Origin of the sequence: Streptomyces sp. NPDC005423 (assembly GCF_040606415.1) — a bacterium.
Classification (GTDB): Bacteria; Actinomycetota; Actinomycetes; order Streptomycetales; family Streptomycetaceae; genus Streptomyces.
The window spans coordinates 135,741-148,494 of sequence record NZ_JBEXET010000009.1 but is presented as its reverse complement, the minus strand read 5'-3'; the positions used below and the strand labels follow the sequence as shown (position 1 = coordinate 148,494).

The window sequence follows — 12,754 nt, the reverse complement described above, 5'->3', positions numbered from 1 at the left end:
CCATGTCAGATCCGACGCGCGTCTTCGATGATCTGCGTGAGGAGAGCGAGGAACTCGACCGCCTCGTGGGCGGGTTGAGGCCGGAGCAGTGGGCGCTCGCCACTCCCGCCCCTCGCTGGACCATCGCTCACCAGATCGCCCATCTGGCCTGGACCGACCACTCGGCGCTGCTGGCCGTGACGGACGCGAGCGCGTTCCACGGCCTGGTCGAGGAGGCGCTCGCCGCCCCGGAGACGTTCGTGGACGACGGGGCCGAACAGGGGGCCGCCAAGGCGCCCGGACAGCTCCTCGCCGACTGGCGGGCCGGCCGGCGCGCCCTCGCGGACGCCGTCCGCGCCGCACCGGCGGGCGCCCGCTTCCCCTGGTACGGGCCGCCGATGTCGGCCGCCTCCATGGCCACGGGCCGCCTCATGGAGACCTGGGCCCACGGCCAGGACATCGCGGACGCGGTCGGCGTGGTGCGGGCGCCCACGGACCGGCTCCGGCACGTGGTCCGCATCGGCGTGCGGGCCCGGGACTTCGCCTTCGGGGTCCGGGGGCTCACCCCGCCCGGCGCGGAGTTCCGCGTCGAACTCCGTTCCCCCACAGGCGAGTTGTGGACCCATGGCCCCGAGGACGCCGCGCAGCGCGTCACCGGCCCCGCCCACGACTTCTGTCTCCTGGTCACCCACCGCGCCCACCGCGACGACCTCGCCGTCCGGGCGGAGGGCCCCGACGCGGACCGCTGGCTGGACATCGCGCAGGCCTTCGCCGGGCCGCCCGGTGCCGGCCGCCCACCGAAAGAGGGGCCGCCCAGTGCCGGCCGTCCGCCGAAAGAGGGGCCACCCCGCGCCGGCCGCTCACCGAATGAGGAGGCCACCCCTTGACCGTCGCCCCCCTCCGCATAGGCAACTCCTCCGGCTTCTACGGCGACCGCTTCGACGCCATGCGCGAGATGCTCACCGGCGGCGAACTGGACGTCCTCACCGGCGACTACCTCGCCGAGCTGACCATGCTCATCCTCGGCCGCGACCGGCTGAAGGACCCGTCCGCCGGATACGCCCGTACCTTCCTGCGCCAGCTGGAGGAGTGCCTCGGGCTCGCCCACGAGCAGGGCGTACGGATCGTGGCCAACGCGGGCGGCCTGAACCCGGCCGGACTGGCGGACGCCGTACGGCGGTTGGCGGACCGGCTCGGCATCCCCGCGCGGGTCGCGCACGTCGAGGGCGACGACCTGACCGCGCGCCACCCGGACAGCCTCGCCGCCCACGCCTACCTCGGCGGCTTCGGCATCGCGGCCTGTCTGCGCGAGGGCGCGGACATCGTGGTCACCGGGCGGGTCACCGACGCGGCCCTGGTCACCGGCCCGGCGGCGGCCCACTTCGGCTGGGGCCCGGACGCCCACGACCGGCTCGCGGGGGCGGTGGTCGCCGGCCATGTGCTGGAGTGCGGGGCCCAGGCGACCGGCGGCAACTACGCCTTCTTCGCCGACCACGCCCCGGAGCTCCTGCGCCACCCCGGCTTCCCGCTCGCCGAGATCCACCCGGACGGCACGTGCGTGATCACCAAACACCCCGGCACCGGCGGCCTCGTCGACGTCGGCACGGTCACCGCGCAACTCCTCTACGAGACCTCCGGCGCCCGGTACGCGGGCCCCGACGTCACCGCCCGCCTCGACACCGTCCGCCTCACCCAGGACGGCCCCGACCGGGTCCGTATCGACGGCGTACGCGGGGAGGCGCCGCCGCCGACCCTCAAAGTCGGCCTCAACCGACTCGGCGGCTTCCGCAACGAGGTCACCTTCGTGCTCACCGGGCTCGCCATCGAGCGCAAGGCGGCCCTGGTCAAGGACCAGTTGGAGGCCGCGCTCTGGGAGGCCAAGTCCCGCCCGGCGGAGGTCCGTTGGGAGCTGGCGCGCACCGACCACCCGGACGCCGGCACCGAGGAGACGGCGAGCGCCCTGCTCCGTCTCGTCGTACGGGACGGGGACCCGACGGCCGTCGGCCGGGCCCTGAGCGGCGCCGCCGTCGAGCTCGCGCTCGCCAGCTACCCCGGCTTCCACGTCCTGGCGCCGCCCGGGAAAGGCGCCCCCTACGGGGTCTTCGAGGAGGCGTACGTCCCGCACGGCGACGCCGCCCACGCGGTCGTCCTGCACGACGGGCGCCGGGTCCCGGTGCCCCCGGCGCACGACACCCGCGTACTGGAGGACGTACCGGCCCCGGTCCTCCCGGAGCCACTGCCGGCGGGGCCGGTGCGCCGCGCGCCCCTCGGCCTCGTCGCCGGTGCGCGCAGCGGGGACAAGGGCGGCAACGCCAACGTCGGCGTCTGGGTCCGCACGGACGACGCCTGGCGGTGGCTCGCGCACGAGCTGACCGTCGCCCGGTTCCGCCAACTCATACCCGAGAGCGCGGAGTTGACGGTCGTCCGGCACATGCTGCCCGGTCTGCGCGCCGTCAACTTCGTCGTCGAGGGACTGCTCGGCGAGGGCGTCGCCGCCCAGCACCGCTTCGATCCGCAGGCCAAGGCCCTGGGCGAGTGGCTGCGCTCCCGTCGTCTGGACATCCCGGAGGCCCTGCTGTGACCGTCCTCGCGTCCGCCCTGGACACCAACGGCCCCGACTACCGGGCCCATCGCGAGGCGATGCTCGCCAAGCTCGCCGGTCTCGACGCCGAGCACGCGAAGGCGCTGGCGGGCGGCGGCGAGAAGTACGTCGAGCGGCACCGGCGGCGCGGCAAGCTGCTCGCCCGGGAGCGGATCGAGCTGCTCCTCGACCCGGACACCCCGTTCCTCGAACTGTCGCCGCTGGCCGCCTGGGGCAGCGAGTACCCGGTCGGCGCCTCGCTGGTCACCGGGATCGGCGTCGTGGCGGGCGTCGAGTGCCTGATCACCGCGAACGACCCCACTGTGCGGGGCGGCGCCAGCAACCCGTGGAGCCTGAAGAAGGCGCTGCGGGCCAACGACATCGCGCTCGCCAACCGGCTGCCCTGCGTCAGCCTCGTCGAGTCCGGGGGCGCCGATCTGCCGTCCCAGAAGGAGATCTTCATCCCGGGCGGTGCGATCTTCCGCGACCTGACGCGGCTCTCCGCCGCCGGAATCCCCACCGTGGCCGTCGTGTTCGGCAACTCGACGGCCGGCGGCGCGTACATCCCCGGCCTCTCCGACCACGTGATCATGGTCAAGGAGCGGGCGAAGGTGTTCCTCGGCGGGCCGCCGCTGGTGAAGATGGCGACCGGTGAGGAGAGCGACGACGAGTCGCTCGGCGGCGCTGAGATGCACGCGCGCGTGTCGGGCCTCGCGGACTACCTCGCCGTCGACGAGAGGGACGCCCTGCGCCAGGCGCGCCGGGTCGTCGCCCGCCTCAACCACCGCAAGGCGTACGGCGATCCGGGCCCCGCCGAGCCGCCCACGTACGACCCCGAGGAACTCCTCGGTGTCGTACCGGACGATCTGAAGACCCCCTTCGACCCGCGCGAGGTGATCGCCCGGCTCGTCGACGCCTCCGACTTCGACGAGTTCAAGCCCCTCTACGGCGCCAGCCTGACGACCGGCTGGGCCCGCCTGCACGGCTACCCGGTCGGCATCCTCGCCAACGCCCAGGGCGTGCTGTTCAGCGCGGAGTCGCAGAAGGCCGCCCAGTTCATCCAGCTCGCCAACCAGCGCTCCATCCCGCTCCTCTTCCTGCACAACACCACCGGCTACATGGTCGGCAGGGAGTACGAGCAGGGCGGCATCATCAAACACGGCGCGATGATGATCAACGCGGTCAGCAACAGCCGCGTGCCCCACCTCTCCGTCCTCATGGGTGCCTCGTACGGCGCCGGGCACTACGGCATGTGCGGTCGCGCCTACGACCCCCGCTTCCTCTTCGCCTGGCCCAGCGCCAAGTCCGCCGTCATGGGCCCCCAGCAGCTCGCCGGTGTCCTGTCGATCGTCGCCCGGCAGTCCGCCGCCGCGAAGGGGCAGCCCTACGACGACGACGCGGACGCCGCGCTGCGCGCCATGGTCGAGCAGCAGATCGAGTCCGAGTCCCTGCCGATGTTCCTGTCGGGGCGGCTCTACGACGACGGCGTCATCGACCCGCGCGACACCCGTACCGTCCTCGGCCTGTGCCTGTCGGCCGTCCACACCGCGCCCTACGAGGGCGCGCGCGGTGGCTTCGGCGTCTTCCGGATGTGAGGTCCCAGTGATCAGTTCCGTCCTAGTGGCGAACCGGGGCGAGATCGCCTGCCGGGTCTTCCGCACCTGCCGTGAGCTGGGCATCCGGACGGTGGCCGTGCACTCGGACGCCGACGCGAACGCCCTCCACGCGCGCGTCGCCGACGCGGCGGTACGGCTGCCGGGGGCGACGCCCGCCGAGACGTACCTGCGCGGCGACCTGATCGTGCGGGCGGCCGTCGCGGCGGGCGCGGACGCCGTGCACCCCGGGTACGGCTTCCTCTCCGAGAACGCCGGCTTCGCACGGGCCGTCCTCGACGCCGGTCTCGTCTGGATCGGCCCGCCCCCGGCGGCGATCGAGGCGATGGCGTCCAAGACGCGCGCCAAGAAGCTGATGGGCCTCGAACCGCTGGCGGCGGTCACCGCCGACGACCTGCCCGTGCTGGTCAAGGCGGCGGCGGGCGGCGGCGGCCGGGGCATGCGCGTCGTCCGCGAACTCGACTCCTTGGAAGCCGAGTTGACGGCCGCACGGGCCGAGGCGCTGAGCGCCTTCGGGGACGCCGAGGTCTTCGTCGAGCCCTATGTGGAGGGCGGCCGCCACGTGGAGGTGCAGATCCTGGCCGACACCCACGGCACGGTGTGGGCGCTCGGTACCCGCGACTGCTCCCTCCAGCGCCGCCACCAGAAGGTGATCGAGGAGGCCCCCGCCCCCGGCCTCTCCGCCGAACTCACCGAGCGCCTCACGGAGACGGCCGTACGGGCCGCCCGCGCCGTCGACTACCGGGGCGCGGGCACGGTCGAGTTCCTCGTCTCCGCCGACGGCCGCGCCCACTTCCTGGAGATGAACACCCGCCTCCAGGTCGAACACCCCGTCACCGAGGCCGTGTTCGGCATCGACCTGGTCGCCCTCCAGATCCGGGTCGCCGAGGGCACGCCCCTCGACGCCGAGCCGCCCCGCGCGGGCGGCCACGCCGTCGAGGCCCGCCTCTACGCCGAGGACCCGGCGCACGACTGGACCCCGCAGACCGGCACCCTGCACCGCCTCGCCGTACCCGACGGCGTCCGGCTGGACACCGGCTGCGCCGACGGCGACGAGATCGGCGTCCACTACGACCCGATGCTCGCCAAGGCCGTCGCCCACGCCCCCACCCGCGCGGAAGCCCTGCGCAAACTCGCCGGCGCCCTGGAACGTTCGGTGATCCACGGCCCGCGCACCAACCGGGACCTGCTCGTACGCTCCCTGCGCCACGAGGAGTTCACCGCCGCCCGCATGGACACCGGCTTCTACGACCGGCACCTCACCGGACTCACCGCCCCCGCCGCGGACCCGCACGCCCCGCTCGCCGCCGCCCTCGCCGCAGCCCACGGCCGCTCCCGCTTCGGGGGCTGGCGCAACCTCCCCTCCCAGCCGCAGACCCGGCGCTACGCCGTGGCGGGCGCGGAGGTCGAGGTCCACTACCGGCACACCAGGCAGGGCCCGAGCGCGGACGGGGTCCACGTCGTGCACGCCGACGCGGATCTCGTCGTACTCGAAGTGGCGGGCGTACGGCGGAGGTTCGAGGTCGCGCGGTACGGCGGCCAGGTCTTCGTGAACGACACCGCCCTGACCGAACTGCCCCGCTTCCCCGACCCGGCCGCCCAGCTCGCCCCCGGCTCCCTGCTCGCGCCGATGCCCGGCACGGTGGTGCGGATCGCGGCGGGGGTGGCCGCGGGAGCCGCCGTGACGGCCGGGCAGCCGCTGCTCTGGCTGGAGGCGATGAAGATGGAACACCGGATCACGGCGCCGGTCACCGGCACGGTCACGGCCCTCCATGTGACACCGGGCCGGCAGGTCGAGGTCGGCATGTTGCTCGCGGTAGTACAGCGCGCCCCGCAGGCGGGTGCGGGAACGGCGTGAACACCCCCGACGAAGGAGCCGCTTTGACCACCATCGAGACCGACGAGCACAAGGCCCTGCGGTCCGCCGTGTCCGCCCTCGGCAAGCGCCACGGCCGCGACTACGACCGGCAGGCGCTCTGGTCGGAGGCGGGCAAGCTCGGCTATCTGGGCGTCAACCTGCCGGAGGAGTACGGCGGCGGAGGCGGCGGCATCACCGAACTCTCCATCGTGCTGGAGGAGTTGGGCGCGGCCGGCTGCCCGCTGCTGATGCTGGTCGTCTCGCCCGCCATCTGCGGCACGGTGATCGCCCGCTTCGGCACCGAGGAGCAGAAGCGGACGTGGCTGCCGGGATTCACCGACGGCAGCCGGACCATGGCCTTCGGCATCACCGAACCCGACGCCGGTTCCAACAGCCACCGCATCACCACGACGGCCCGCAGGGACGGCGCCGACTGGCTGCTGACCGGCCGCAAGGTCTTCATCTCCGGGGTGGACATAGCCGACGCCACCCTCATCGTCGGCCGCACCGAGGACGCCCGCACCGGCCGCCTCAAGCCCTGCCTGTTCATCGTCCCGCGCGACACGGACGGCTTCGACCGGCGCCCCATCGACATGGAACTGCACGCCGCCGAGAAGCAGTTCGAGCTCACTCTGGACGACGTACGGCTGCCCGCGGAGGCGCTCGTCGGCGAGGAGGACGCGGGCCTGCTGCAACTCTTCGCGGGCCTCAACCCCGAGCGCGTCATGACGGCCGCCTTCGCGATCGGCATGGGCCGCTACGCGCTCTCCCGCGCCGTCGAGTACGCCCGCGAACGCACCGTCTGGCAGGCCCCCATCGGCTCCCACCAGGCCATCGCGCACCCGCTCGCCCAGGCCCACATCGACCTCGAACTCGCCCGCCTGATGATGCAGAAGGCGGCCGGACTCTACGACGCCGGGGACGACATGGGCGCGGGCGAGGCGGCCAACATGGCCAAGTACGCGGCGGGGGAGGCGTGCGTACGCGCCGTCGACCAGTCCGTGCACACCCTCGGCGGCAACGGGCTCACCCGCGAGTTCGGGCTCGCCTCGCTGATCACCGCCGCCCGCGTGGCCCGTATCGCCCCCGTCAGCAGGGAGATGATCCTCAACTACGTCTCCCACCAGACCCTGGGCCTGCCCAAGTCGTACTGACACCGCACCGGCACCACCCGCAACCGCCCGCACGCGCGCGAGGAGGAACCGTGTTCCGCAGCGAGTTCGCAGACGTCCCGCCCGTCGAACTGCCCATCCACGAGGCGGTGCTGGGCGGGGCCGCCGGGTTCGGTGACGCTCCGGCGCTGATCGACGGCGCGGACGGCACCACCCTGACCTACGCCCAACTGGACCGATTCCACCGGCGGGTGGCGGCCGGGCTGGCGGAGGCGGGGGTGCGCAAGGGCGACGTGCTCGCCCTGCACAGCCCGAACACGATCGCCTTCCCCACCGCGTTCTACGCCGCCACGCGCGCGGGTGCGGCCGTCACCACCGTGCACCCGCTGGCCACGCCCGAGGAGTTCGCCAAGCAACTGCGGGACTCCGCCGCCCGCTGGATCGTCACCGTCTCACCGCTGCTGGAGACCGCCCGCCGGGCCGCCGAACTCGCGGGCGGAGTACAGGAGATATTCGTCTGCGACGACGCGCCGGGGCACCGTTCGCTGCTCTCCATGCTCGCCTCCACGGCCCCCGAACCGCGGGTCGCCATCGATCCGGCCCAGGACGTGGCCGCCCTCCCGTACTCGTCCGGCACGACGGGCGTCCCCAAGGGCGTGATGCTCACCCACCGCCAGATCGCCACCAACCTCGCCCAGCTCCGGCCGGCGGTCCCCGGCGGACCGGGCGACCGCATCCTGGCCGTCCTGCCGTTCTTCCACATCTACGGGCTGACCGCCCTCATGAACGCGCCCCTGCGCAGCGGCGTCACCGTCGTCGTCCTCGCCCGCTTCGAGCTGGAGACCTTCCTCGCGGCGATCGAGACCCACCGCATCACCGGCCTCTACGTCGCCCCGCCCATCGTCCTCGCCCTCGCCAAGCACCCGGCGGTCGCGCGGTACGACCTGTCGTCGCTGGAGTACGTCATCTGTTCCGCCGCACCCCTCGACGCCGGCCTGGCCGCCGCCTGTTCGCAGCGGCTGGGACTGCCCCCGGTCGGCCAGGCCTACGGCATGACGGAACTCTCGCCCGGCAGCCATGTCGTCCCGCTGGCCGCCATGCGTGACGCGCCGCCCGGAACCGTCGGCAAGCTCATCGCCGGCACCGAGATGCGCATCGTCTCCCTCGACGGCGGCGACGGCGGCGACGGCGACGGTGACCGCGGCGACGGCGACGGCGAGGGTGGAGGCGGCGGCAAGGACCTGGGCGTCGGGGAGCCCGGCGAGATCCTCATCCGAGGACCCCAGGTCATGAAGGGCTATCTGGGGCGGCCCGGTGACACCGCCGCGATGATCGACGAGGACGGCTGGCTGCACACCGGGGACGTCGGCCAAGTGGACGCCGAGGGCTGGCTGTTCATCGTCGACCGGGTCAAGGAACTCATCAAGTACAAGGGGTTCCAGGTGGCCCCCGCCGAACTGGAGGCACTCCTGCTCACCCACCCCGGTGTCGCCGACGCCGCCGTCATCGGCGAGTACGACGACGACCACAACGAGATCCCGCACGCCTACGTGGTCCGTCAGCAGGCCGCGCCCGGCCTCTCCGGGAGCGAGGTCATGGCGTACGTCGCCGGACGGGTCGCGCCGTACAAAAGGGTCCGGCGCGTCACCTTCGTCGACGGGGTGCCGCGCGCCGCCTCCGGCAAGATCCTGCGCCGCGAGCTGAGGGAGCGGTCATGACGTCGGTCGGACGGGCCCGCGCGCGGGGCATCGAGACACTCAGCCTCGACTCGCCGGAGAACCGCAACGCGCTGTCGGCCGCGCTCGTCGGCGAGCTGACGGAGGCGCTCACCGCCTGCGCCGGGGACGACGGCGTACGGGCGGTCGTCCTCACGCACACCGGCAACACCTTCTGCGCGGGCGCCGACCTACGCGACCCGCCGCACCCCGACCGACTGGTCGCGCTGCTGCGGCTGTTGGTCGAGATGCCCAAGCCGGTCGTCGCGCGGGTGACCGGGCACGTACGGGCCGGCGGGCTCGGGCTCCTCGGGGCCTGCGACATCGCGGTCGCCGCCGCCCCCGCCACCTTCGCGTTCAGCGAGGTCCGCATCGGCGTCGCCCCGGCCGTGATCACCCTGACGCTGCTGCCCCGCACCGACCCGCGCGCCCTCGCCCGCTACTACCTCACCGGCGAACGCTTCGACGCGGCCGAGGCGGCCCGCATCGGCCTGGTGACGGCGGCGGCCGGGGACGACGGGGACGACGGGAACGGTGTGAACGGCGGGGACGGTGGGCAGGGCGGGCCCGGCGGGGACCTCGCGGGCGTCGACGCCGTACTCGCACCCGTCCTGGACGGACTGCGCCGGGCCGCCCCGGAGGCCCTGGCCGAGACGAAGCGACTGCTCACGGCTAGGGTGCTGGAAGCCTTCGACCAGGAGGCGGCCGGCCTCACCGCGCTCTCGGCGCGGCTCTTCTCCTCCGCGCCGGCCCGGGAGGGGATGACGGCCTTCCTCGAACGACGGGACCCCGCATGGGTGGTGTGAACACGGCGGACAGCGACCGGATGCCCAAGCAGGACCGCAGCCGGGCCACCCGGCAGCGGCTCCTGGCCGCCGCGGTCTCCTGTCTCGCCGAGCGCGGCTGGGCGGGCTCCACGGTCTCCGTCGTCGCCGAACGCGCCGGGGTCTCCCGGGGCGCCGCCCAGCACCACTTCCCGACCCGCGAGGACCTCTTCACGGCGGCCGTCGAGTACGTCGCCGAGGAGCGCTCGACGGCGCTCCGCGCCCTGTTCCCGGACGGCGCCGCCGACCGAGCCGCCGTCGTCACCGCTCTCGTCGACCTCTACACCGGCCCGCTCTTCCGCGCCGCCCTCCACCTCTGGGTCGCCGCCTCCAACGAGGAGCAACTACGCCCGCAGGTAACCGAGTTGGAGGCCCGCGTGGGCCGCGAGACGCACCGGATAGCCGTGGAGCTGCTGGGCGCGGACGAGTCGAGGGCGGGCGTACGCGAGACCGTGCAGGGTTTCCTGGACCTGGCGCGCGGCCTGGGCCTGGCCAACCTGCTCACCGACGACCGGGGGCGGCGGGAGCGGGTGGTGGCGCAGTGGGCCGTCCTGCTGGAGGAGACGCTGGGCTGAGGCCGCCGGGAGCGCGGGGCCGCGTCGGACCCGCGACCGCCCGCGCTCCCTCGGCCCGCCTCAGCCGGTGACGTGGGTGATGTCGGAAAATCCCTCGACCTCCCGCGGTCCCCGCGACGCCGGACCCACATAGCGGGCGGAGGGCCGCACCAGCCGCCCCGTCCGCTTCTGCTCAAGGATGTGCGCCGACCATCCGGCGGTCCGCGCACAGGTGAACATCGACGTGAACATGTGGGCCGGCACCTCCGCGAAGTCGAGGACGATCGCCGCCCAGAACTCGACGTTGGTCGCGAGCACCCGGTCGGGCCGGCGGGCGTGCAACTCGGCGAGGGCCGCCTTCTCCAGCGCCTCCGCGATCTCGAACCGCGGCGCCCCCAACTCCCGCGCGGTGCGCCGCAGTACCCGCGCCCGCGGGTCCTCGGCCCGGTACACCCGGTGCCCGAACCCCATCAGCCGTTCGCCCTTGTCCAGCGCCTGCCGGACGTACGCCTCGGCGTCCCCGGTGCGCTCGATCTCCTCGATCATGCCGAGCACCCGGGAGGGGGCGCCGCCGTGCAGCGGGCCGGACATGGCACCCACCGCGCCGGAGAGCGCGGCGGCGACGTCCGCGCCGGTGGAGGCGATGACCCGGGCGGTGAAGGTGGAGGCGTTCATGCCGTGCTCGGCGGCGGAGGTCCAGTAGGCGTCCACGGCGGCGACATGCTTGGGGTCGGGCTCGCCGCGCCAGCGGATCATGAACCGCTCGACGACGGAGTGCGCCTTGTCGATCTCGCTCTGCGGCACCATCGCCCGCCCCTGTCCGCGCGCCGACTGGGCGACGTAGGAGAGGGCCATGACGGCGGCGCGGGCGAGGTCGTCGCGGGCCCGCTCCTCGTCGATGTCGAGCAGCGGCTTCAGGCCCCACACCGGGGCGAGCATGGCCAGCGCGGACTGGACGTCGACCCGGATGTCACCGGAGTGCACCGGGATCGGGAACGGCTCGGCGGGCGGCAGGCCCGGGTTGAAGGCGCCGTCGACGAGCAGCCCCCAGACGTTGCCGAACGAGACGTGGCCGACCAGATCCTCGATGTCGACGCCCCGGTACCGCAGCGCGCCGCCCTCCTTGTCCGGTTCGGCGATCTCCGTCTCGAACGCGACGACTCCTTCGAGTCCGGGTACGAAGTCGGACATCAGGCGGCTCCTCATGAGGTGTGCGGGACGACGGGTGCGGGACGAGAGGTGCGGGACGGCGTACGGGACGAGACGTGCGGGCGGATGCCGAGAACGGGTACGGGGACCTGTGCGGCATCCGCGGTCGCTCCGCGGGACTCGCGGTCCGGACGGGTACCCCGGTCATGCCCCGCCCTACCGGCGCTCGTCCGACCGGAAGGACATCAGCACCATAGCGCCGAGTGTCACCTTTGGGGAGTGCGTGCGGCACTCAGTGCCATGTGACGTCTCCCGTGCGGCGGCGGGTACGCGGACACGTACGGCAGGATGACGGCGTGACCGACCGTGACCCGCAGTTCGACCCCGCCGCGATGCGCGAGCGCTACCGCTCCGAGGGCCTCGACGAGAGCGACCTGGCCGCCCACCCCATGGACCAGTTCGGCCGCTGGTTCGCCCAGGCCGTCGTACAGGACGTGATCCACGAGGCGAACGCGATGGTCGTCTCCACCGCTGACTCCGACGGCCGCCCCAGCTCCCGCACGGTCCTGATGAAGGGCTACGACGAGCAGGGCTTCGTCTTCTACACCAACTACGACTCCCGCAAGGCCCGCGAACTCGGCGCCAGCCCCTACGTCTCGCTGCTCTTCCCCTGGCACCCGATGGCCCGGCAGGTCATCGTCACCGGCACCGCCCGGCGCACCGGCCGCGAGGAGACCGCCGCCTACTTCCGCACCCGCCCGCACGGCTCCCGGCTCGGAGCCTGGGCCAGCGCCCAGTCCTCCGTCATCCCCTCACGGGCCCGACTGGAGTCGTCCTACGAGGAGTTGGCCGCCCGTTACGCCGAGGGGGAGGAGGTCCCGGTGCCGCCGAACTGGGGCGGCTTCCGGATCGCCCCGCGGACGGTCGAGTTCTGGCAGGGCCGCGAGAACCGGCTGCACGACCGCCTCCGCTACACCGCGGAACCGGACGGCGGCTGGCGCACGGAGCGCCTCAGCCCCTGACCCGGGGCAGCACGCAGACGACCCGCGAGCTCGGGTCCTCCGCCGGTGGCGGAGAGCCGGCCGGACGTACCGGCGAGCTCGCGGGTCGGGTGACTGCCTGGGATTGGGCCGGCTGCACGCAGCTGTCACGTACTGGTCCGGCACCGCACTCTGGATGTGGTGACGGGCCGCTAGCCCGCAGCCACCTCACGCGTCCGGTTCTGATACATCTGCCGAACCACCTCCCTTCTCGTGTGCCTCACACATTAAGAAGCCCTCGCCGCCGGATCAACCGTTTTTTTTCGGAGCGGTGCCGGACCGGGGGAGGACGAGGGGAACGGCGTCATCGGCCGCCGGGGCGGGCGGAC

General features: G+C 73.5%; 10 protein-coding genes. 9 read left to right on the top strand and 1 reads right to left on the bottom strand.

All coding sequences use genetic code 11. The annotated features are described in order from the left end of the window. Positions 1-2: 2 nt before the first annotated feature. Genes ABZT12_RS13605 through ABZT12_RS13570 form a run of 8 tightly spaced genes read left to right on the top strand, consistent with a single transcriptional unit; the run spans position 3 to position 10,257 of the window. On the top strand, positions 3-866 hold the full coding sequence (locus ABZT12_RS13605; protein WP_356382242.1) for a TIGR03084 family metal-binding protein: 864 nt from the start codon (positions 3-5) through the stop codon (positions 864-866). Then, on the top strand, positions 863-2,560 hold the full coding sequence (locus ABZT12_RS13600) for an acyclic terpene utilization AtuA family protein (protein ID WP_356382239.1): 1,698 nt from the start codon (positions 863-865) through the stop codon (positions 2,558-2,560). The genes ABZT12_RS13605 and ABZT12_RS13600 overlap by 4 nt, the downstream gene beginning before the upstream one ends. Next, positions 2,557-4,155, top strand: coding sequence for a carboxyl transferase domain-containing protein (locus tag ABZT12_RS13595; RefSeq protein WP_356382236.1), 1,599 nt, complete (start codon positions 2,557-2,559; stop codon positions 4,153-4,155). The genes ABZT12_RS13600 and ABZT12_RS13595 overlap by 4 nt, the downstream gene beginning before the upstream one ends. A 7-nt stretch (positions 4,156-4,162) precedes the next feature. Beyond that, positions 4,163-6,031, top strand: coding sequence for a biotin carboxylase N-terminal domain-containing protein (locus ABZT12_RS13590; protein ID WP_356382233.1), 1,869 nt, complete (start codon positions 4,163-4,165; stop codon positions 6,029-6,031). 23 nt (positions 6,032-6,054) lie between these two features. Then, entirely contained in the window at positions 6,055-7,185 is a 1,131-nt protein-coding gene (locus ABZT12_RS13585) for an acyl-CoA dehydrogenase family protein (RefSeq protein ID WP_356382230.1), read from the top strand. A gap of 50 nt (positions 7,186-7,235) precedes the next feature. Next, positions 7,236-8,861 carry a 4-coumarate--CoA ligase family protein gene (locus ABZT12_RS13580; protein ID WP_356382227.1) on the top strand — a complete coding sequence of 542 codons (1,626 nt, stop codon included), beginning with the start codon at positions 7,236-7,238 and terminating at the stop codon, positions 8,859-8,861. Continuing rightward, on the top strand, positions 8,858-9,664 hold the full coding sequence (locus ABZT12_RS13575; RefSeq protein ID WP_356382224.1) for an enoyl-CoA hydratase family protein: 807 nt from the start codon (positions 8,858-8,860) through the stop codon (positions 9,662-9,664). The genes ABZT12_RS13580 and ABZT12_RS13575 overlap by 4 nt, the downstream gene beginning before the upstream one ends. Then, positions 9,652-10,257 (top strand): TetR/AcrR family transcriptional regulator, encoded by a 606-nt coding sequence (locus ABZT12_RS13570; protein WP_356382221.1) that lies wholly within the window; start codon positions 9,652-9,654, stop codon positions 10,255-10,257. Before ABZT12_RS13575 ends, ABZT12_RS13570 begins: the two co-directional genes overlap by 13 nt. Positions 10,258-10,317: 60 nt before the next feature. Here the strand turns inward: ABZT12_RS13570 and ABZT12_RS13565 are convergent, their stop codons facing one another. Next, complete coding sequence (locus tag ABZT12_RS13565; RefSeq protein WP_356382219.1) at positions 10,318-11,427, bottom strand: citrate synthase 2; 1,110 nt, start codon at positions 11,425-11,427, stop codon at positions 10,318-10,320. A gap of 350 nt (positions 11,428-11,777) precedes the next feature. Between ABZT12_RS13565 and pdxH the strand changes: the two genes are divergently transcribed. Continuing rightward, positions 11,778-12,407 (top strand): pyridoxamine 5'-phosphate oxidase, encoded by a 630-nt coding sequence (gene pdxH, locus ABZT12_RS13560; RefSeq protein WP_356382372.1) that lies wholly within the window; start codon positions 11,778-11,780, stop codon positions 12,405-12,407. Positions 12,408-12,754: the final 347 nt, after the last annotated feature.